The organism is Amycolatopsis halotolerans (assembly GCF_042647905.1).
Classification (GTDB): Bacteria; Actinomycetota; Actinomycetes; order Mycobacteriales; family Pseudonocardiaceae; genus Amycolatopsis; species Amycolatopsis halotolerans.
Genome location: NZ_JBHRWI010000004.1, coordinates 50,201 through 69,441, shown reverse-complemented (window position 1 = coordinate 69,441; position 19,241 = coordinate 50,201). Strand labels below are relative to the sequence as shown.

General features: G+C 67.8%; 18 protein-coding genes. 10 read left to right on the top strand and 8 right to left on the bottom strand.

The window, feature by feature from the left end; translation table 11 throughout:
• The first annotated feature begins 97 nt into the window (after nucleotides 1–97).
• Both glnA and ACFORO_RS02855 read left to right on the top strand, forming a co-directional pair.
• Nucleotides 98–1,522, top strand: a complete 1,425-nt coding sequence (gene glnA, locus ACFORO_RS02860) for a type I glutamate--ammonia ligase (RefSeq protein ID WP_116201910.1) — start codon at nucleotides 98–100, stop codon at nucleotides 1,520–1,522.
• 156 nt (nucleotides 1,523–1,678) lie between these two features.
• A complete protein-coding gene (locus ACFORO_RS02855) occupies nucleotides 1,679–3,520 on the top strand; it encodes a plasmid pRiA4b ORF-3 family protein (RefSeq protein WP_377869363.1) in 1,842 nt (613 codons plus the stop codon).
• A gap of 63 nt (nucleotides 3,521–3,583) precedes the next feature.
• Here the strand turns inward: ACFORO_RS02855 and ACFORO_RS02850 are convergent, their stop codons facing one another.
• The 3 genes from ACFORO_RS02850 to ACFORO_RS02840 are packed head-to-tail and all read right to left on the bottom strand — an operon-like array spanning nucleotide 3,584 to nucleotide 6,551.
• Nucleotides 3,584–4,750, bottom strand: a complete 1,167-nt coding sequence (locus tag ACFORO_RS02850; protein ID WP_377869362.1) for a glycine C-acetyltransferase — start codon at nucleotides 4,748–4,750, stop codon at nucleotides 3,584–3,586.
• A complete protein-coding gene (locus ACFORO_RS02845; RefSeq protein WP_377869361.1) occupies nucleotides 4,747–5,715 on the bottom strand; it encodes an NmrA/HSCARG family protein in 969 nt (322 codons plus the stop codon). The genes ACFORO_RS02850 and ACFORO_RS02845 overlap by 4 nt, the downstream gene beginning before the upstream one ends.
• On the bottom strand, nucleotides 5,712–6,551 hold the full coding sequence (locus ACFORO_RS02840) for a polysaccharide deacetylase family protein (RefSeq protein ID WP_377869360.1): 840 nt from the start codon (nucleotides 6,549–6,551) through the stop codon (nucleotides 5,712–5,714). Before ACFORO_RS02840 ends, ACFORO_RS02845 begins: the two co-directional genes overlap by 4 nt.
• 119 nt (nucleotides 6,552–6,670) lie before the next feature.
• Between ACFORO_RS02840 and ACFORO_RS02835 the strand changes: the two genes are divergently transcribed.
• Nucleotides 6,671–7,570, top strand: coding sequence for a LysR family transcriptional regulator (locus ACFORO_RS02835; protein WP_377869359.1), 900 nt, complete (start codon nucleotides 6,671–6,673; stop codon nucleotides 7,568–7,570).
• Nucleotides 7,571–7,575: 5 nt separating this feature from the next.
• Here ACFORO_RS02835 and ACFORO_RS02830 read toward each other — a convergent pair whose 3' ends face one another.
• Genes ACFORO_RS02830 through ACFORO_RS02820 form a run of 3 tightly spaced genes read right to left on the bottom strand, consistent with a single transcriptional unit; the run spans nucleotide 7,576 to nucleotide 9,430 of the window.
• The gene (locus tag ACFORO_RS02830; RefSeq protein ID WP_377869358.1) at nucleotides 7,576–8,004 is read right to left on the bottom strand and encodes an arsenate reductase ArsC; all 429 of its coding nucleotides are present in this window, start codon (nucleotides 8,002–8,004) and stop codon (nucleotides 7,576–7,578) included.
• Nucleotides 8,001–9,071, bottom strand: a complete 1,071-nt coding sequence (gene arsB, locus ACFORO_RS02825; protein ID WP_377869357.1) for an ACR3 family arsenite efflux transporter — start codon at nucleotides 9,069–9,071, stop codon at nucleotides 8,001–8,003. The genes ACFORO_RS02830 and arsB overlap by 4 nt, the downstream gene beginning before the upstream one ends.
• A complete protein-coding gene (locus ACFORO_RS02820; protein WP_354747895.1) occupies nucleotides 9,068–9,430 on the bottom strand; it encodes an ArsR/SmtB family transcription factor in 363 nt (120 codons plus the stop codon). The genes arsB and ACFORO_RS02820 overlap by 4 nt, the downstream gene beginning before the upstream one ends.
• 81 nt (nucleotides 9,431–9,511) lie before the next feature.
• Here ACFORO_RS02820 and ACFORO_RS02815 point away from each other — a divergent pair, with 81 nt between their 5' ends.
• From ACFORO_RS02815 to ACFORO_RS02800, 4 genes are all read left to right on the top strand, one after another.
• A complete protein-coding gene (locus tag ACFORO_RS02815; RefSeq protein ID WP_377869356.1) occupies nucleotides 9,512–9,961 on the top strand; it encodes an ArsI/CadI family heavy metal resistance metalloenzyme in 450 nt (149 codons plus the stop codon).
• Nucleotides 9,962–10,032: 71 nt separating this feature from the next.
• Nucleotides 10,033–10,512 carry a UPF0158 family protein gene (locus tag ACFORO_RS02810; protein WP_377869355.1) on the top strand — a complete coding sequence of 160 codons (480 nt, stop codon included), beginning with the start codon at nucleotides 10,033–10,035 and terminating at the stop codon, nucleotides 10,510–10,512.
• 7 nt (nucleotides 10,513–10,519) lie between these two features.
• Nucleotides 10,520–12,544 (top strand): hypothetical protein, encoded by a 2,025-nt coding sequence (locus ACFORO_RS02805; protein ID WP_377869354.1) that lies wholly within the window; start codon nucleotides 10,520–10,522, stop codon nucleotides 12,542–12,544.
• A 293-nt stretch (nucleotides 12,545–12,837) separates the two neighbouring features.
• Nucleotides 12,838–14,049 carry an oxygenase MpaB family protein gene (locus tag ACFORO_RS02800; RefSeq protein ID WP_377869353.1) on the top strand — a complete coding sequence of 404 codons (1,212 nt, stop codon included), beginning with the start codon at nucleotides 12,838–12,840 and terminating at the stop codon, nucleotides 14,047–14,049.
• Here the strand turns inward: ACFORO_RS02800 and ACFORO_RS02795 are convergent.
• On the bottom strand, nucleotides 14,046–15,188 hold the full coding sequence (locus ACFORO_RS02795; protein WP_377896484.1) for a TetR/AcrR family transcriptional regulator: 1,143 nt from the start codon (nucleotides 15,186–15,188) through the stop codon (nucleotides 14,046–14,048). The two genes, ACFORO_RS02800 and ACFORO_RS02795, sit on opposite strands and share 4 nt — an antisense overlap.
• 353 nt (nucleotides 15,189–15,541) lie before the next feature.
• Nucleotides 15,542–16,813, bottom strand: coding sequence for a metal-dependent hydrolase family protein (locus ACFORO_RS02790; RefSeq protein ID WP_377869350.1), 1,272 nt, complete (start codon nucleotides 16,811–16,813; stop codon nucleotides 15,542–15,544).
• 149 nt (nucleotides 16,814–16,962) lie between these two features.
• On the opposite strand from ACFORO_RS02790, the gene ACFORO_RS02785 reads away from it, so the two are divergent.
• From ACFORO_RS02785 to ACFORO_RS02775, 3 genes are read left to right on the top strand one after another with little or no spacing between them, the layout of a single operon-like run.
• Nucleotides 16,963–17,181 (top strand): DUF3311 domain-containing protein, encoded by a 219-nt coding sequence (locus tag ACFORO_RS02785; RefSeq protein ID WP_377869349.1) that lies wholly within the window; start codon nucleotides 16,963–16,965, stop codon nucleotides 17,179–17,181.
• A 2-nt stretch (nucleotides 17,182–17,183) separates the two neighbouring features.
• Nucleotides 17,184–18,689 carry a sodium:solute symporter family protein gene (locus ACFORO_RS02780; RefSeq protein WP_377869348.1) on the top strand — a complete coding sequence of 502 codons (1,506 nt, stop codon included), beginning with the start codon at nucleotides 17,184–17,186 and terminating at the stop codon, nucleotides 18,687–18,689.
• A 13-nt stretch (nucleotides 18,690–18,702) separates the two neighbouring features.
• On the top strand, nucleotides 18,703–19,239 hold the full coding sequence (locus ACFORO_RS02775) for a helix-turn-helix domain-containing protein (protein WP_354747878.1): 537 nt from the start codon (nucleotides 18,703–18,705) through the stop codon (nucleotides 19,237–19,239).
• The last annotated feature ends 2 nt before the right edge of the window (nucleotides 19,240–19,241 follow it).

Genomic DNA, 19,241 nt, shown 5'->3' with positions numbered 1-19,241 from the left:
GGCGAAACATTCGGGTGACGGTCGGGCAACACCGCCCTCTTAGCGTGAGCCGAAGAGAGTACAGCCGCCGGTAACGAACGAGAAGGAGTCACCGAGGGTGCCCACTACTCCAGACGACATTCAGCGCCTCATCGCCGACGAGAAGGTCGAGTCGATCGACGTCAGGTTCTGCGACCTGCCGGGCGTCATGCAGCACTTCACGGTGCCGGCCAAGGCGTTCGACCTGGAGGCGTACGAAGAGGGCCTCGCCTTCGACGGCTCCTCGGTGCGCGGCTTCCAGTCGATCCACGAGTCCGACATGCTGCTGCTGCCGGACCCCGAGACGGCGCGGATCGACCCGTTCCGCAAGGCGAAGACGCTCTCGCTGAACTTCTTCGTGCACGACCCGTTCACCCGCGAGGCCTACAGCCGCGACCCGCGCAACATCGCGCGCAAGGCCGAGCAGTACATCGCGGAGTACGGCGTCGCCGACAACGTCTTCTTCGGTCCGGAGGCGGAGTTCTACATCTTCGACTCGGTCCGCTTCGAGGACGCCGAGCACCTGTCGTTCCACGAGATCGACTCGGTCGAGGGCTGGTGGAACACCGGTGCCGACACCGAAGGCGGGAACCAGGGCTACAAGACGAAGTTCAAGGGCGGCTACTTCCCCGTCCCGCCGGTCGACCACTTCGCCGACCTGCGCGACGACATCGTCCGCACGCTGACGAACTCCGGCTTCGAGATCGAGCGCGCGCACCACGAGGTGGGCACCGCAGGCCAGACGGAGATCAACTACAAGTTCAACACGCTGCTGCACGCTGCCGACGACCTGCAGCTGTTCAAGTACATCGTGAAGAACACCGTGTTCGCCGCCGGCAAGACCGCGACGTTCATGCCGAAGCCGCTCGCCGGCGACAACGGCTCGGGCATGCACTGCCACCAGTCGCTGTGGAAGGACGGCCAGCCGCTGTTCCACGACGAGTCCGGCTACGCGGGCCTGTCCGACACGGCGCGGCACTACATCGGCGGTCTGCTCAAGCACGCGCCGAGCCTGCTGGCCTTCACCAACCCGACGGTGAACTCGTACCACCGCCTGGTGCCGGGCTTCGAGGCGCCGGTTTCGCTGGTGTACTCGCAGCGCAACCGCTCCGCCTGCGTGCGCATCCCGATCACCGGCAACAACGCGAAGGCCAAGCGCGCCGAGTTCCGCTGCCCGGACTCGTCGGGCAACCCGTACCTGGCGTTCTCCGCGATGATGATGGCCGGGCTCGACGGCATCAAGAACAAGATCGAGCCGCCGGAACCGATCGACAAGGACCTCTACGAGCTGCCGCCCGAGGAGGCCAAGAACGTCAAGCTGGTCCCGGGCGACCTGGGCACCGTGCTGGACACGCTGGAAGCCGACCACGACTACCTGCTCGAGGGCGGCGTCTTCACGCCCGACGTGATCGAGACGTGGGTCCAGTACAAGCGCGAGAACGAGATCGACCCGCTGCGGCTTCGCCCGCACCCGTACGAGTTCTCGCTGTACTACGACGTGTGATGCCAGACCGGGGTTGACCTGGTAAACGGCAGCGACAAGCGGCCGGTTCCGCCATCCGTGCGGGGCCGGCCGTTTGTGTTTCCCGGTATCCAGGGCGCGCCGCGGAGAAGTCCGGCCCGCCGTTCGCCCGGTGACCGACGGCCCTAAGGTGCTTTCATGCCATTCCGCGCGGAGGAACGAGAGCCGGTTTTCTCGCCCGAGGAACTCGCCTCGGCGGCACGGGGCTGTCCGGCGCTCGCCGAGGCGGCGAAGCTGGCCGAATGGGTCGGACCTGGTCGGCCGCTGACCGCTCGCGGGGTGCTCAAACCCGCCGCCGCCGTCGAGGCCTGCGACCTGCTCGGGATCGAACTGCCCACCCGCAAGCCCCGCAGCGCGCTGGACATCGATCAGCTGATGCTGGCGTGGTTCACCGCGGCGGCGGCCGGATTCGTCGAGGTGGAGCGTGGCCGGGCGGCTGCGGGCGCAGCGCTGGAGACCTGGGCCGAGGGGACCGCGGACGAGGTACTGGCGGTCTGGACCCGGTGCACGATGGAGTGTTTCGGGCTGGCCGGCGAGGCGGGCGATCCCGATGCGGAACTCCTGGACGGGTTGGCCGTCCTGTACGAGCGGGGCGGCACGATCTCGCTGGACGACCTGAGCGAGGACATCGCGAGGGGCCTCTCCGCCGGCACGCCGGGCTGCGCTTGCCCGTCCTGCTCGTTGGCGACCGGCCTCCTCGAGGACCTGGCAGGCGCGACGGAAGCCGGCGGCGAGATCGTCGAAGCCCTCGCCGAGTTCGGCGTCGCCGCCCTGCACGGCGACACCGCCGAGCTGACCTCGCTGGGGCGTTGGCTCACCGATTTCCTGTTCCGGCGGAACGCGCCGGCGGCCGGAGCCGATGCCGCCGCGCTGGTGGCTGCGGTGGCGGCGCTGCCGGACCGGATCGCCGCGCTGATGGCCCGGCCCTGGCTGTCCGCCCGCGCGCCGGCCGAGGCCGCGGCCGAACTTATCTCGGCCGGCGAATCCGTGTCGGGGCAGCAGCGGCTCGCCGCACTGGCGCTGGCTCGCGAATGCGGCCCGGACGCGGCCGCCGCTTGGCGGGAGTGGGCGGGCGATGAAGGGTTCGGCTCCTACGCACGGATCTGGCTGGCCGAGCAGGACGGCACGGAGCCGGCCGAGACCGACCTGGCGTGGACCGCCGCGGACGCACTCGCCGTCCTGCAGGACACGCTGGCTCCTGATCTGCCCCCGCAAGCGCTGTCCGGCCTGCTCCACGACGAGGCAGGCGCCGAGCTGGCCGAAATCCTGCCGCTGCTGGCCGGCACTGGCCATCCGGCGGCCGACCGGCTGGCCAAGCTCCTGCCGGTCCCTCCGATGGCCGGATTGCCCGGCGGTCCACCGCCCGCACCGGACGCGCCCGTCCCGCCCGCCGCGGTGCGCCCCGACGCTCGCTACCAGATCAAGGTCGCCCTGCGCGACGTGACGAAACCGCCGGTGTGGCGACGCCTGGAGGTGCCCGCCGATCTCGACCTGGGCCAGCTGCACGAAGTGATCCAGATCGCGATGGGCTGGGAGAACTGCCATCTGCACGCCTTCTCGGCGGGTGGTGCCGAGTACGGAATTCCCGACCAGGGCCTCGGCCACGCCGACGAGCGGGCGGTGCGCCTGTCCCAGCTGCTGGCCGAGGTCGGCGACCGGCTGGACTACGCCTACGACTACGGCGACGGCTGGGAACACGACCTCACGCTGGAAAAAATCCTGCCTGCCGAAGCCGGAACGACCGGTGCGATCTGCACTGCCGGGAAAGGGGCGTGTCCGCCGGAGGACTGCGGCGGCCCGTACGGCTACCAGGAGCTGAAGGCGATTCTGGCCGATCCGGGCGACGACGAGCACGAGGGCATGCTCGAATGGCTCGGCTTGGCTTCGCCCGGCGACTTCGACCCGCACGCGTTTTCCGCTGAGGACGCCAATCGCCGGCTCGACCAGCTCACCGGGCCCCGCCTGCGCATCGTGCGCTGACTCCGGTTCGTCCCCGCTCCGGGCCCGAACGGCTGTGGGAGAGGCAGTATCTCGCCGCGTTCCTCAGCTGTTTTCGGCTTGTGCTGCGACGAATGCCGCGACGCAACGGTCCAGGTCTTCGCGAGAGTGTTCCGACGAGATCTGCACCCGGATGCGGGCCTCCCCCACCGGCACCACCGGATAGCTGAACGCGGTCACGTACACGCCGGATTCCCGCATTCGTTCGGCGACCCGGACGGCTTCCCGAGCATCTCCGAACATGACCGGCACGATGGGGTGTTCTCCGGGTAGGAGGTCGAAGCCCGACCGTTCCATGCGAGCGCGGAAGGCGGCGGTGTTGCGGTGGAGTGCGGCGCGGCGAGAGGGGTCCGCTGCCAGATCTAGGGCGGCCAAAGCACCGGCCACGATGGCGGGTGGGAGGGCGTTCGAGAACAGGTAGGGACGGGAACGCTGTCGCAGCAGTTCCACGATCTCGGCGTGAGCGCTGACGTAGCCGCCGGAAGCACCTCCGAGGGCTTTGCCCAGGGTGCCGGTGATGATGTCGACTCGGTCCTGCACGCCTAGCAACTCGGGGGTTCCGGCACCGGTCTCGCCGAGGATTCCGACGGCGTGTGAGTCGTCGACCATGACCAGGGCGTCATAACGGTCGGCTAGGTCGCAGATTTCTCCTAGTGGGGCGATGGAACCGTCCATGGAGAAGACGCCGTCGGTCACGATCAGGCGGCGGCGGGCTGGAGTCGACAGTTGGGTTTCCAGGTCGGTCAGGGTGCGGTAGCGGTGGCGGCGTGCTTTCGAAAGGCGGATGCCGTCGATGATCGAAGCGTGGTTGAGGGTGTGGGAGAGCACTACGTCTCGCGCGTCCAGCAATGCGGCGAATACGCCGCCGTTCGCGTCGAAGCAGGAGGAGTACAGGATCGTCGCGTCGGTGCTCAGCAAAGCTGACAAGCGATTCTCAAGGGCGGCGTGTTCGGTTTGGGTGCCGCAGATGAAGCGGACGCTTGCCATTCCGAAGCCGCGGGTTTCCAGGGCTTGTTTGGCGGCGGCGATTACTGCGGGGTGGTCGGCCAGGCCGAGGTAGTTGTTGGCGCAGAAGTTCAGGACATCCCGTCCGTCGACGACAAGGCGTGTCGATTGTGGAGAGGTGAGGTGGTGTTCGGTCTTGTATAGGTCCGCGGCGCGGAGGTCGTCTAGTGCGGCGCGCAGTTCGGGTTGGACGGACGTGTAGGTCATGCGCGGGGCCGGAATTGCTGGACCTCGCGGCGGCGGCCGTCCCAGCCGGTGTGGTGCAGCCAGTCTTCGAAGGTCATCAAGCGGGGGTGGAGGCGGCGCAGCAGGGGGAGGTCGCGGTCGTGAGCGGCGACGTCGTGTTGCTGGAAGAAGCCGAACATTCCGGCGTAGTCGTGGCCGACGTCGGGGATGCCCGTGCGGAGTTCGTCGAGGGGCAGGTCTTTGTAGCGGGAGAGGGTTCCGGTTACTCGCGAGAAAGTCTCGGCGATTTCGGTGCCGGTGAGGCTGTCCGCGGAGACGGACAGGTCGCGTGCGCCCCAGGATTGCCAGTGTTCCAGCATGTGCACCGCGAACCACGCGATGTCGGCCAGGGCGATCATGGGGTATCGGCCGGAACCTAGCGGGAGGGTGAACACCGCGGCCTCGTCGTCGTCGGCGGAGGGCGAGAGGCGGGATTGGAGGTTCTCGAAGTACGGCGAGGTCACGAGGATCGAGACGTGTTCGGTGTACCAGCCCTCCGGTTCGCGCCGCATCATTTCTTCTGAGCGGTGGAGCTGGATGTGTGCGGCGACGGCTGCCTTGGCCTCGTAGTGCGGCACGAAAACGCGTCCGTTGGTCAGGGTCGCGGCGCTGTCCAGCGACGACCACACGAATCGGTCGACGCCGTGTTGCCTGGCTGCTTCGAGGATGTTCGTGCCTTGTGTGAACTCGGCGAGCGGGCTTTTGGTGGAGAAGAAGTCGGTGTTGCAGAAGACCTGGGACACGTCGTGCAGCGCGGACTCGATGCTTCTCGGGTCGCCTGCGTCGCCGCGGACCAGACGCACGCGGTCGCGGGCCAAGGCTGCCGCGCGGGGTGAGTCTGGGTCGCGGGTGAGGACTGTGACCTCGTTGTCGGTGTCGGCGAGGAGACGCGCGACGACTCGGCTGCCCATGGCTCCGGTGCCGCCGATGATGAGGGTGCGGGTCATGATGCGGCCTTCTCGGTGTCGAGCACGTGCTCGGCCAGCTCGTGGTGGGTGGCGATCCAGAGGTCGTCTCGGAGGAGGGCGATCTGCTGGAGCAGTTGGTCGAACTGGTCGGCGAACAACGGACGTCCTCCGACGTGTGCGTGGACGGTCAGGTTGAGGATGCCTGGTGTCGGCTGGCGGAGGAGGTAGTCGAGGAAGTCGACGTGGATGTCCCGGTACGCGCGCGGGCCCGCCATTATGCCGCGGACGTCGGTGAAGTCGCTGTGCATGAGGTACGCGAGGGGGCCTGCGGCGGTGGCGGCGACGTAGGGCAGGTCGCGGTCGCTGCGGTCGCCGGACCAGAGGTAGCCGGACGCGGCGAGGAGGGCGGGGGTGTGACGGGATTCGGTGGCTCGCGGGCTGAGCCAGCCGGTCGGCCGGGAACCGGTGGCCTGGCGCAGGATGTCGGTGCAGCGCCTGATGTTTTCCGCCTCGGCGTCGGCGCTGAGCTGGCCGGGGATGATGTCCTGGGCGTAGGAATGCGCCGCGATCTCGTGTCCGGCGGCGTGTGCGGCCAGCACGGGTTCGGGATGCCGTTCCGCGAGCAGGCCGCTGACGCCGAAGGTGGCCGGCAGGTCGTGCCGGTCCAGGATTTCGAGCAGCCTCCACACTCCCGTCGTCGCCCCGTATTCGGCCCACGACATGCTGTGCCGGCACTCCACATCGGACAACGGCCACGCGGCGGCCATCGGCGCGTAGACCGGCCAATGGCCATCAGACCACGACTCGAGCGCGACGCAGATCTTCACCGCGACCTTCTTGCCGTCCGGCCAAGTCCGCACAGGTCCCATGGGCATTTTTCGCTTCTTTCCCTCGGAATACCGTCACGGTAGCCGCGGGCGGGCGATTCATTTAGCCTCGTGGGCGGAGAGGATTTATCCACACGATGCATAAGCCAGAAGTCACGCTCGATCGAATGCGCACGTTCGTCCGGGTCGCCGAAAGCGGCAGCTTCTCCGCTGTCGCCCGGGATCTCGGCGTCGGCCAGTCCACCGTCACGCGGCACGTGGGCGATCTGGAAGAGGCGCTCGGGGTGTCCGTGTTCAGCCGGACCACCAGGAGCATTTCGCTGACCGACGAGGGGCGCCGGTTTTACGATCGCGCCACGGAGATCCTCCGGCTGGTCGAGCAGGCGCGCCACGAGGTCGAGGACGCCAAGGCGGGCGCGTCCGGGAAGGTGCGGATCTCGTGTTCGGCGTTCTTCGGGGTCATGCATCTGAGCAGGCTGATCTTCGACTTCCAGGACCGCTACCCGGACATTCGCGTCGACTTCGTCCTCACTGACGAACGGTCCGACCTGATCCGCGACGGCGTGGATGTCGCGATCCAGATCGGACCTCAGCTGGACAGCGAACTGCGGCTGCGTCCGCTCGGGGTGGCGCATCAGATCCTGGTCGCTTCACCGGACTATCTCGCGCGGCGCGGGACGCCTGAGTCGCCGGAAGATCTGTCTTCGCATGATGTGATTCGGCGGACGAGTGTCGCGAAGAGCCATGAACTGACGCTCATCGACGAAGCGGGGGCGGCGCACGTCGCGGCCTTCGAGCCTCGGTTGCGCGTCGATCACGGGCTGGCTGCGCGGGAGGCGCTTGTCGCTGGGCGCGGGATTTCGCCGGTGCCGCAGTGGTTGGTTGACGATCTTCTTCGGGACGGGGTGTTGCAGGCGGTGTTGCCGGGGTACAGCTGTGCACCGTTGCCGTTGAATCTGCTCGTCGTTCCTGAACGGGCTGAGTTGGCTCGGGTTCGGCTTTTGCGGGACTTTCTCGCGGACGAGATCACCCGGGTTCCGGGAGTGGGGCCGCTGCTGCGGCAGTGAGCGAGTCAGCCTGACGGCTTGGTGCAGGGCCTGGACGCGCTGACCAGCTCCGCGAGCAAGGCCCGGACCCGCCGGTCGATCTCATCCCGGATAGGGCGGACCTGCTCGACCGGAAGGCCCGCCGGGTCGTCGAGCTTCCAGTCGAGGTAACGCTTGCCGGGGAACACGGGACAAGCGTCGCCGCAGCCCATGGTGATCACGACGTCGGCCGAGCGCACGCCCTCGGCGGTCAGGGGCTGGGGAAATTCGCGGGACAGGTCGATGCCGAGTTCGGCCATCGCCGCGACCACGGCGGGATTGACCGTGTCGGCAGGCGCGGAGCCGGCAGAGCGGACGACCACCTTGCCGCGCGCGTGATGCTGCAGCAGCCCGGCCGCCATTTGCGAGCGTCCGGCGTTGTGGACGCAGACGAAGAGCACTTCAGGGGTGGTCATGGCGAAACCTCCGCGGGCACGGCAGCGAAGCGGCGTCGAAGCGCGAGAGACACGTATACCAGCGCGACCAGGACCGGGACTTCGATGAGCGGCCCGACGACTCCGGCGAGCGCTTGTCCGCTCGTGGCGCCGAAAGTGGCGATCGCGACGGCGATGGCGAGTTCGAAGTTGTTGCCCGCTGCGGTGAACGCCAGCGTCGTGGTTCGTTCGTACGACAGGCCGACCGCCTTGCCGAGCGCGTAGGAGCCGGCCCACATGAGTCCGAAGTAGACCAGCAGCGGCAGCGCGATCCGGGCGACGTCGAGCGGGCGGCTGGTGATCTGGTCGCCCTGCAACGCGAACAGGACGACGATGGTGAACAGCAGCCCGTACAGCGCGACCGGACCGATCTTCGGCAGGAACCGGGATTCGTACCAGGTGCGCCCCTTGGCGCGCTCCCCCAACCGACGGGACAGGTACCCGGCGAGCAGCGGAATGCCCAGGAACACCAGCACGCTCTTGGCGATTCGCCACGCGGAAACGCTCAGACCGGCTTGCGGCAGGCCGAGCCATCCGGGCAGCACGGCGAGGTAGAACCAGCCGAGGACGCCGAACATGACGACCTGGAACATCGAGTTCAGCGCGACCAGCACGGCGGCGGCTTCCCGGTCGCCGCAGGCGAGGTCGTTCCAGATGATCACCATCGCGATGCACCGGGCGAGGCCGACGATGATCAGCCCGGTCCGGTATTCCGGCAGGTCGGGCAGCAGGAGCCAGGCCAGCGCGAACATCAGCGCCGGGCCGATCAGCCAGTTCAGCACCAGCGACGGCCACAGCAGCCGCCGGTCGCCGGTCACGCCGCCGAGCCGGTCGTAGCGGACTTTCGCCAGCACCGGGTACATCATCACGAGCAGCCCGAGCGCGATCGGCAACGAGATCCCGTCGACCCGCACCGCGTTCAGGACCTCGCCCAAGCCGGGAATCCACCGGCCCGCCAGCAACCCGGCCAGCATCGCGACGGCGATCCACACCGGCAGTAATCGGTCCAAAGTGGACAGTTTGCCGACGACGCCCGCTTCCGCCGTCATGCCAGCGCCTCCGCGCCGCCCGGGACCAGCACGGCCGAGAGCCGGGCCAGCACTTCGGGGTGGACCCGGTAGTAGACCCAGGTGCCGCGCCGTTCCCCGGTGATCAGGCCGGATTCGCGCAGCACCTTCAGGTGGTGGGAAATCGTCGGGCCGGTCAGGTCGAACGCGTCGGTCAAGTCGCACACGCACGCCTCCCCGCCGGCATGGGACGCGATCAGCGACAGCAGCCGCAGCCGCACCGGGTCGGACATCGCCTTGAACAGCTTCGACAGCTCCGCGGCCTGGTCGGCCGTCAGCGGCTCGCGCGCCAACGGGGAGCAGCACGCGTCCATCGCGACCAGCGGCAGTTGCTTCGACATCTGTCTATCTTGACAGATCTCTACATAGACAGCAATCTAGGTCCCATCCTGTTTCGACAGATATCTATTCAAGGAGGACGGATGGCCCGCGTTCAGCTCGCGCTCCGCGTCGGAGACCTGGCAGGTTCGATCGACTTCTACTCGAAGCTCTTCGGCGCCGAACCCGCCAAACTCCGGCCCGGCTACGCCAACTTCGCCGTCGCCGAACCCGCGCTCAAGCTCGTGCTCCTGGAGGGCGAGCCCGGTCAGGACACCGTTCTGGACCATCTCGGCGTCGAGGTCGAGTCGACGGACGACGTCAACGAGGCCAGCAAGCGCCTCACCGGGGAGGGCCTGGAGACTCTGACCGAGGACAACACCACCTGCTGCTACGCGGTGCAGGACAAGGTGTGGGTGCACGGTCCGGGCCGGGAGCCTTGGGAGGTTTACACCGTCAAGGCGGATTCGCCGGCGTTCGGCTCCGACAGTGCCGCGCTCGCCACGTGCTGCACTTCTGACGAAGCCGCCAAGCCCGACGGCTGTTGCGCCTGATCGAATGTCTTCGCTGGCGTTTCGGGGGCCGGGCACGGCATCGAAGCCCACGGACCCCCTACCCTGCCAACGTGCTCGCTTTGGACCAGTTCGACCTCGACCGGATCGCGGAGGCGTTGCAGGACCAGAGCGCCTGCGAACTCCGCCACCTCGTCGATCCTCGAACGGGCGTCATCTCGATCTGGACGGAGGACGGCGGGCTCGACGGCGAGCGTCCGATCGACCTCGACGAACTGGACCTGATCCCGATCGATCCGCTGCCGTCTTATGTCTGGTACCAGGACATGGCGGACTTCGCCGGACGCGTCGGCGACGAGCAGGCCAGCGACCAGCTGTCGATCGCTCTGCGCGGCAAGGGGGCCTTCCGCCGGTTCAAGGACCGGCTGCACCGAGACTGGCCTGGGCTTTTGCCCCGTTGGCAAGCCTTCCACGACGTTCGCGCGCACCGCCGCGCCGTGGCGTGGCTGAGCGGCAAAGCACTGGTCAGCCAGGAAGCCGCGGACCGCTTCATCGCCGAAAACCCCGACCCCGACCTGCGACAAGGACGCTGAGACCGCGATGCGCATGTACTTCGAACCCGAGGACTCCGAAGCGTTCGAGGCGGCCAAGGACCTGCTGATCCGGCGCTGCACGGCTTGGGCCGAACACGACGACCTCGATCCGCTGGCGTTGGGGTCGGCACTGAATTTCCGGCACTGCAGCATCGACGGGCGGCTGGGGTACTGGACCGCCGGCCTGGTCGAGGAATTTCTGCTGTCGTACGCGCCCCGGGCGCTGTCAGTCCCTCCGGAGGAGGCGGGCCACGTCCCGGAAAACCTGCGGCTGTTCCTGCGCTATCTGCACGCGACCGGGCTGGCCGACCCTGCCGGAGACCCGCTCGCGGATCTCGACGCGGCCATCACGAAAGCCGGAGCCGGTTTCGCCGCCGCGATGGCCGACGAGCTCAACTTCGGCGTGGCCAAGTTCTGGGTGATGACCGCGTTCCGGCACGGAGTCGATCCCGCGGACGACGTGGCGATGGAACGTTTTCTCGACAAGGTCCGGGCGGGCAAGGTCGACTACAACGCCGAAGTGCTCGAAAAGATCACCGCGCGACACCTCCTCGATGGAGGCGGCTTGCCCGAGCGGGCCGTGCCTCAGCTTCCGGTGTCGCTTCCGCCGGACGCCGAACTCGCCGCGGCGGCCGAGCGGACGCCGGTCGTCGCCCGGTTGCGCGCACTGGTCGAATGGGTCGGCGACGGCCGGGCGCTGACCTCGAAAGGCAATCTCAAACTGGCCGATGCCCGCGAACTGGTGGGCCTGCTGGGCACCGGCGACCGGATCGATCCGCAGATCGGCGACCACACCTACCGGACCCAGAGCAGCGAGGATCTTCCGGTCCTGACCGGCCTGGTCGGGCTGGCGAAAGAGATCCGGGTCCTCCGCGTGGTCAAGGGCAAGCTGGTGCGCGTCGCGAAGAATGCGAAGCTGCTTCGGGACAGCCTCGCCCTCTGGACCGCGGCGTTCGGCAGCCTGCCCTCCCCCGAACTCGTCACGCGCGGGAACCACTGGGCACCTGAGTACACCGTCATCTTCGGCGACATCATCGACGTGGTGCTGCCCGACATTCTCAACACCCTCTACGGCTTTCCCGAGCCGATGCCGGTGGTCCGGCTCGAGGAAACCGTTTGGCTGTCCTTCCTCGAAACCATCTGGTACGCGGATCTGGACGAGCCGACCGAGGCGGAGTGGCGGCACGGAGTCGGCGCGGACCTGCGCCGGGTGTTCGCCACACTCGCGGAGTTCGGCGCGGTCACGCTCGCGACCGGTGTGCCCGACCCGATTTTCCGTGCCGATCTCGGCCCGGACGGGCCTGCCGGGTTCCCTCCGGACACCGATGCCCGCCTGCGGACCGCGCTGTCCTCCGGAGCCACTGAACTGGTGACGCTGACCCCGTTGGCGGCCAGGGCGGTCCGCGTCGGCCTGATCGCCGCCGGCCGCCACGCACCGCTGGTCGGGGAGCTGTCGGACGCCGAACCCGCCGGATTGCTCGGCACGCTCTCCGAGCACTACACCCCGGAGGCCGCGAAAGCGGAGTTGGCCGGATGGCTAGCCGTCCACGGCGGGCGGGAACACGGGCTGCCGCTGCTGCTGGACGCTGTCCGCCGCTCCCCGTTCCGCACGCGCGCGCGGGCGATGCTCGACGTGCTCGTGCAGGGTGTTCCCGACGGTGCCGCGGTGCTTCGGAAGCTGCGTCACGACCCGCTGCTCGGACCGATCGCGGTGCAGCTCCTCATCGACGACGGCGAGTTCACGATGGAGGAACTCGGCGAGGGGGAAGCCCTGCGCGGCATCGCCGAGCACTTCATTCACCTGCTCGAGGCCGGTGGCCTCGACGCGGTCTCGGACGCACTCGCCGCGATCCCTCCCGACGAGGCCCGCGGTTTGACCGCGAACCTGCTCGCCTCCGGCCATCCGGACGAGGCGGGCCTGGCGGAACTGCGGGAGGTATTCACGCGGCGGCGACCTGGGCACGCGACCGTGCATCCGCTGGGCGGAATTTCCCGGTCCTCGAAGAAAGCCCGCAAGAAGCGGCGGCATTGAGCCTGCGCTCGCAAGCTGCCCGGCCGGTCTGACTCGCCCGGACCGGTCGCTCGCGTTCCCTCCTCCGCACCCCGCCGCGGACTTCCACGTCGGCCGGTGCCCTGGCTCCGACGGGAGCGACGCGTCCTCGCCGACTTGGCGATCCGGAGCGGCGACACCTCTTGCCACCAGCCGACCGGCGCCGTTATGTTAATGAGAAATCACTTCTTCCGAGACTGTCGACACGGGGCGGCGAGCAGCCCCTGGCCGGTGATGGGATGGCAACGACGCCTACCAGAGAGGCAGACAAGTACATGGAGAATCTCAGCAGAAGGAAGGTGCTGACCCTCGGCGCGGCGTTGGGCATCGCGGGCATGGCGGGCACCACCGGCACCGCGTGGGCGTGGTCGGGCAAAGGGTCGATCGCCGGGAGCGGGACGGGGGCCGATCCGTTCCAGGTCTGGGACGACACGGCGGACGCGGTGGCCAAGGCATTGCTGGCCGAGGGCAGGATTCCCGCGGTCAATACGGCTTGGCAGGGCTGGATCGACAACAACGCGCCGTTGCCTGCTGGCATGCCGGACTATCTGGTCGCGTATCTGCGGCAGGTCAACAAGCTTCCGTCGTGGGCGGATCCGGCCAAGCTTGCTGCTTCGGAGAAGCTTTATACCCGGCTGAGCAGCTATCTGTTCGTCTCGGAGACTCTTGGCAGCGGGATCATGAGCACCGTCATTCCGCGGGAGGCGCGGGCGGTTTACTGGTCGGCTGGCGGCGCGGACATGAAACAGCGGGCGGCCAAGACGTTCACCTTCGGGTACGACCTGCATAATTCCAAAGCTTGGGCACCAGACGGGCATTTCGTCGTTACGGCTAACAAGACCCGCCTGGTGCACGCTGTCGTGCGGAATTTGCTGCCGACGTCCGCGAAGTACCAGGACGGAGCTGATCAGCCTAAGCCGATCAGCAATGGCGACATTTTGCGGACGTTCCATTCAGTGGCGACGTTCGCGCGCAGCAACATGCTCAAGTGGAACATCGCGTTGTCGACGGCGGAGCAGGACGCGGATTTGCACGCTTGGCAGGTGGCGCTGCATCTGCTTGGCGTCCAGGAGCAGTTCATCCCGCAGACTTGGGCGGACGCGGAAGCGCAGGCGCAGCAGATGTTGTGGCCGGTGCTCGGGCCGACTGACGAAGGGGTCAGTCTGGCGAAGACGTTGCTCGGGTATATCGAGAAGCCGACGCTCGGGCTTGATTCCGGGTTCGTCAACGAACTGGTGCGGTATCTCCTCAACGACCAGATGGGCGATTGGCTCGGACTCCCCCGGGATTACGCACAGGCGGCACTGATCCGGATCGAGTGGCCGGCGTATGTCGCGTTCAGGGAGGGGGCGTCCAAGATCATGCCGGGCAGTTTTTCCCTCTTCGATCAGTTCGTGCGCGGCATTTCGATGCTGTACCTCAACAACGGGACGTCGCCGACACAGACGCCGATCACGCTTCCCACGGCGAATCGGCCGGGTGCTTAGAGTCCCAGCGCACTCAGCAGAAAACCGGTGACGGCGGCGCGGTGGTCGGGGGTGTCCTCCCACCGCAGCCGCCGGCCGGTTTCGACTACCGCGCCGAAGCCCGCGTGCACCAGCACGCGGGCTTGGTGTGCGTCCAGATCCGGGCGGGCCAGGCGAAGTTGTTGTTCCCACACAGCGATGTGCTCGCGCTGGGCGAGGTTCAGCGGGCGTTGCAACGCGGCGGGCAGGCCGCCTAGTTCGGCGGCGGCGACGTTGGTCAGGGCGGTGTGTTCGAAGCTGTAGGCCACGTAGGTCGCGGCTAGTACGGGCAGGGCTTCCGCACCCGCGGTGCCGTGGAGGTTTTGTTCTACGGCTTGCGACAGGAGCCCGGCGGCTTGCAGGCAGGCGGCTGCCAGGATTTCGGCTTTGTTGGGGAAATGGCGGTAGAGGGCGGAAGGAACCAACCCTACGGCCTCGGCGATTCGGGCGTTGGTGACGGTGGCGAATCCGTCGCGTTCGAACAGCGGGACGGCGGCGGCGAGGATTTGCGCGCGCCGGGTTCGCGGGACGGGCTGGGTGGGCAGCGCGACCGAAGGCGCGGGCGCGGTGGTCGTTGCGGTGGCCAGGCGCAGGGCGGATTCGGTCAGCAGGTTCTCGGCGCGGTGATGGGCGATCGACGTGTGGTGCATGGTGATCGAACCGATCGCGCCGAGTGCCGCTACGGCACGGAGGTCCGCGTCCGGCGACGGTTGCACCACGTCCGTCACGCGCGCGACGACCTGGGCGAATTTGGCGCTCAGGACGCGACGGTCCGCTCGGTCGAGATAGCGGGCCTCCCAGCGGTACAGGCCGCCGGACTCGCGGTGAGCGACCGTGACGCGGGCCAGCGGGCGGAGGACTTCGTCCGCGGGGGCGTCGGCGGGGACTGCGTCCAGGGCGGCGACCAGTCGGTCTGCCATGACGTTGGCGCATTCGGTGAACAGGGCGTACTTGTTCGGGAAGTGCCGGTACAGCGCCGCCGCGGTGATTCCGACGGCGGCGGCGATCTCTTCCATGGACGCCGCGTGGTAGCCGCGTTCGCTGAAGGCCCGGCCCGCCGCTTCGACGATGAGCTGCTTGCGATTGCGCGGACGGGTGGCCGCGGCCGGTTCGGAGGTCACTGCGGACCCCGAGCGCCCGGATGCGGAAGTACGGCCATGCCAGCCAGTCAATCACGAGACGGGCGGGTCTTCACACGGGTGTGACGGACGCTCGACGCCGTCTCTCCAGCGGGGCAGCGCAGGAGGTCTCGTGCTGGCTCCCCTCACGGACTTCAAGAACCGGCCACATGGTGCCAAATAGGTCATTTCGGCGACACTGGCGTCCTTTGTGGACGGTCAGCGGGCGTGGGCTACGCAGCTTATTACAAGTCCCTGGCATTGGGTTGTGGTCCGTGAGGGACTCCTTGAGGGAATCTGATTCCCTCAAGGAGTCCCTCACGGACCGCCCTCGCTCGCTGGGCTGGCGTCGTATGTCATCGTCCGGCTCCCTGTTCGAGGTTCCGGCGGATTCGGTCCCGGGCCGCGGCATCTCCGGTTCCCGGGTCGGCGCTGCGGATTTCGTGGCGGAGACCGTCGACCATGACGAAACGGGGGTGGTGCAAGGTCGCTAACGACTCGGTTGGGTCGCCGTCCACCGCGATGATGTCGGCGCGGAGGCCGGGTGCCAAGCGACCGGTTACGTCGGCCAAACCGCAGACGCGGGCGGCCGCTGAAGTGGCGCTGGCGATTGCTTGCCGGGGAGTCATTCCGGCTTCGGCGAAGGTGTCCAGGCAGTCGGCGTAGCGTTCAAAGTGGACTAACGGGATTCCGGCGTCGGTTCCGGCGACAATGGTGGCACCCAAGGAAATCAGCGCGCGGAGGTTGCCGATGACGGCGTCGCGTTCGTCCCACGGACACATGTAATCCGCTGCGGTGCAAGCGGTGTTCATGGTCGGGCTGACGGCGATGCCGCGCGCGACGATCATCTCGGCGATCCGGGGATCGAATTCGGTGCCAGTACGGGTGACCCAGCCGCAGTGCTCGATGCAGTCGACACCGGCGAGTACGGCTCGTTCGATTCCTTCGACGCCGAGAGCGTGCGTCGTGACCGGCAACCCGTGAGAGTGCGCCTCAGACACCAAGGCGGTTAGCTCGTCCACGGTGTAGCGCGCTTCCGACGGATGGCTGCCAGGGGTCATGAAGCCGCCGGTGGTCATGACTTTGATCAGGTCTACGCCGTCGTCGAAGTGTTGTTTGACCAAAGCGCGGACCTGGTCGACGCCGTCCGCGATGCCGCCCATCGACGCGGCGTGGCCGCCGGTGACGGTGATCGGCGCGTTCGCGGCGAGCATTCGCGGGGTGGCTTCCGGTGTGGTGGCCAGGAAATCTCGTACGCGGGTGCCCAGGGTGCCGGGTGCGCCCAGATCGCGGGCGGTGGTGACTCCGGCGTCCAGCAATCGTTGTGCGTTGGCGATCATCCGGCGGCTCAGTGCATCGTCGTCGGCGGGCATTTCCAGGGTGACCTCGCCGGAGCCTGGGTCCTGGCAGAGGTGGACGTGACAGTCGATCAAGCCGGGCAGCAGGGTGACGTCGCCGAGATCTGCGACTTCGCCAGAGGGGGCGGAATTCCTTGGTCCGGCATAGGTGAGCACGCCGTCCGAGACGGCCACGGCGGCGTCGTGGATCAGCGGGGCGGACGCTTCGGTCAGGAGTCGTGCGGCGGTGAAAATCATGCCTGCCTCCGCGGAGATGCGTTGAGCTGCCATTAGCCACAGTGAACAGTCAGCACTTCCACTGCGCAAGTCTCTCTTGCGTCCACCCGATCGTCGTCATTGACGCGACACAGGTCATCGCTCACACTGATGCCCATTCATCCAGGCTGAACACAGCGACGTGGGTAGCTGAGGAGCGATCAATGGCCCGACCGAGAAAACGCCGCTGGCACTGGTTTCTGCTCGTCGTCCCGTTCGCGTGGTGCGTCGCGGCGATTCCCCTGGTCAACCGGATCGACTACGTCTTCGGCTCGATCCCGTTCCTGCTGGTGTGGATGACCGCGGGCGTGCTGATCGGTTCCGGTGCCATCGGCCTCGTCTACGCGATCGACCGCCGCCGCGGCGAATTGGACCGGGTGTAGCGATGGCACTGGCGCTCGCTCTTCTCATCGCGGTCGGTTCGATCGTCTGGGGCACCGTCGCCGCCGCGCGCGGGCGGGCGATGAATCTGCAGGAATGGTCCGTCGGCGGACGCCGGTTCGGCACCTGGCTGTTCTGGTTCCTGCTGGTCGGCGAAACGTTCACCACCTTCGCGCTGCTCGGCGCCTCGCAAGGCGTGTTCAGCAACGGCGCGCCCGGGTTCTACGTGCTCGGCACGGTCGTGCTGACCGCGGCGGTCGGCTATTGGGTGGTGCCCAAGATCTGGCGCGCGGGCAAGCGGCACGGCCTGGTCACCATGGCCGACTACTTCACCGCCCGCTTCGAAGCCCGCTGGTTCGGCGGCCTGGTCGCCGTGTTCGGCATCGTCGCGTTGCTGCTGTACGCCCAGGTCCAGTTGACCGGGCTGAGCCTGATCCTGGCGAGCCTGTTCGGCAGCGAGGTCCCGTCGCTGGTCTACGTCATCGCCGGCGGCGTGCTCGTCGCGGGGTTCGTGCTGGTCGGCGGGATGCGCGGCGCCGCGTTCACCGCGATCGTCAAGGACGTGCTGCTGATCGCGATCCTGCTCGTGGTCGCGATCGGCGCGGCGAACGCGGCCGGGGTGAGCGGTCCCATGGGCGTGTTCGACGCGATGAAACAAGCGCATCCGAGCGGCGCGACGCTGCCCGGGCCGCACGGGTCGACCGCGACGAACACCTGGTGGTGGATGAGCTTCCTGCTGCTCACGCCGCTCGGTTCGTTCGCGCTGCCGCACATGTTCCAGGTGTCCTACAGCGCGAAGGACGTCGCGACGATCCGCCGCAATCAGGTGGTCCAGCCGCTGTACTCGCTCTTCTACGTCCTGATCGTGATGATCGCGCTCGCCGCGGTGCTCGCGCTGCCGAAGCTGACCGACAAGCAGGCCAACGCGTCGCTGCTGATTTTCGTGCGCGAGAAGTATCCGGAATGGGTCATCGGGCTGCTCGGCGGCGCGGGCATTCTCGTCGCGCTCGTGCCGACCGCGGTGCTGGTGCTCGCGGCCAGCAGTCTGTTCACCCGCAATGTGCTCGGGGCGCGCTCGAAGAAATGGGCTTCGTCGCTGACTGCGATGCGCGTGGGCGTTCTCGTTTTCACTGCGCTTTCCGTACTTCTTGTCGCACACAGCAACGAAAAACTGTTGAGCATCATGACGAACGTGTACAGCGCCGTCGGGCAACTCGCCCCCGCGCTGTTCCTCTCGATGCTGTGGCGACGGGTCACCGCGCCAGGGCTCGCGGCGGGCGCGTTGTGCGGCGGGCTGATCGTCGGCGTGCCCGCCCTGGGTTCGCTCGTCGCGCCCACGATGCCGCCCGGAACCGTCGTCGGATTGCCCGCGCTCGTCGTCAACCTGATCGTGACGGTGGCGGTCAGCCTGGTGACCCGGCCGCCGTCGCGGACCGCGATCGAGGTCGGCGCGGGGGACCGCCCAGCGGGACCCGCCGAGGCCGGTGACCTGCGCCGAAGCGCCGTTTGATGATAATGATCGGGTGACCGTGACGAGGATCCGCGAGTTCCGCACCCTGCGCGGACTGACCGTGCGCCAGCTTGCCGACCAGGCGGGAGTGTCGACCGGGTTGATCAGCCAGGTCGAGCGGGGCGTGACCGACCCGAGCCTGGAGACCATGCGGCGGATCGCCGAGGTGCTCGACATCCCGCTGTTCAGCCTGTTCCAGGAGCCGGACGAGGAGACCGTCGCGGTGATCCGGCACGACGACCGGTACCGGATCTCCTCGCCGCACCACGCGATCACCTACACCCGCGCGTCACCGGGCGGCGCGAAGCTCGAAGTGCTCGAAGGCGTGCTCGAACCCGGCGGCGCCTCGTCCGACGAACTGCGCTCGCATCCGTCCGAGGAATGCGTGGTGGTGATCGCCGGACGGCTGACCGTCCAGGTAGGCGAGCAGACGCACGTGCTCAAGACCGGCGACAGCTGCCACTTCGATTCGGCCATCCCGCACCGCTTCCGCAACGACGGCCGGACCACCGCCCGATTCCTCGTGAGCGTCACTCCACCGAGTTACTGATA

What these genes read in the sequence shown, in the direction of transcription:
- ACFORO_RS02820 (WP_354747895.1), bottom strand. Translation starts at nt 9,430, where the DNA reads ATGTCGAAGCAACTGCCGCTGGTCGCGATGGACGCGTGCTGCTCCCCG.
- arsB (WP_377869357.1), bottom strand. Translation starts at nt 9,071, where the DNA reads ATGACGGCGGAAGCGGGCGTCGTCGGCAAACTGTCCACTTTGGACCGA.
- ACFORO_RS02790 (WP_377869350.1), bottom strand. Translation starts at nt 16,813, where the DNA reads ATGGCAGCTCAACGCATCTCCGCGGAGGCAGGCATGATTTTCACCGCC.
- ACFORO_RS02805 (WP_377869354.1), top strand. Translation starts at nt 10,520, where the DNA reads ATGCGCATGTACTTCGAACCCGAGGACTCCGAAGCGTTCGAGGCGGCC.
- ACFORO_RS02830 (WP_377869358.1), bottom strand. Translation starts at nt 8,004, where the DNA reads ATGACCACCCCTGAAGTGCTCTTCGTCTGCGTCCACAACGCCGGACGC.
- ACFORO_RS02815 (WP_377869356.1), top strand. Translation starts at nt 9,512, where the DNA reads ATGGCCCGCGTTCAGCTCGCGCTCCGCGTCGGAGACCTGGCAGGTTCG.
- ACFORO_RS02850 (WP_377869362.1), bottom strand. Translation starts at nt 4,750, where the DNA reads ATGACCTACACGTCCGTCCAACCCGAACTGCGCGCCGCACTAGACGAC.
- ACFORO_RS02855 (WP_377869363.1), top strand. Translation starts at nt 1,679, where the DNA reads ATGCCATTCCGCGCGGAGGAACGAGAGCCGGTTTTCTCGCCCGAGGAA.
- ACFORO_RS02840 (WP_377869360.1), bottom strand. Translation starts at nt 6,551, where the DNA reads ATGCCCATGGGACCTGTGCGGACTTGGCCGGACGGCAAGAAGGTCGCG.
- ACFORO_RS02845 (WP_377869361.1), bottom strand. Translation starts at nt 5,715, where the DNA reads ATGACCCGCACCCTCATCATCGGCGGCACCGGAGCCATGGGCAGCCGA.
- ACFORO_RS02835 (WP_377869359.1), top strand. Translation starts at nt 6,671, where the DNA reads ATGCGCACGTTCGTCCGGGTCGCCGAAAGCGGCAGCTTCTCCGCTGTC.
- ACFORO_RS02780 (WP_377869348.1), top strand. Translation starts at nt 17,184, where the DNA reads ATGGCACTGGCGCTCGCTCTTCTCATCGCGGTCGGTTCGATCGTCTGG.
- ACFORO_RS02800 (WP_377869353.1), top strand. Translation starts at nt 12,838, where the DNA reads ATGGAGAATCTCAGCAGAAGGAAGGTGCTGACCCTCGGCGCGGCGTTG.
- ACFORO_RS02785 (WP_377869349.1), top strand. Translation starts at nt 16,963, where the DNA reads ATGGCCCGACCGAGAAAACGCCGCTGGCACTGGTTTCTGCTCGTCGTC.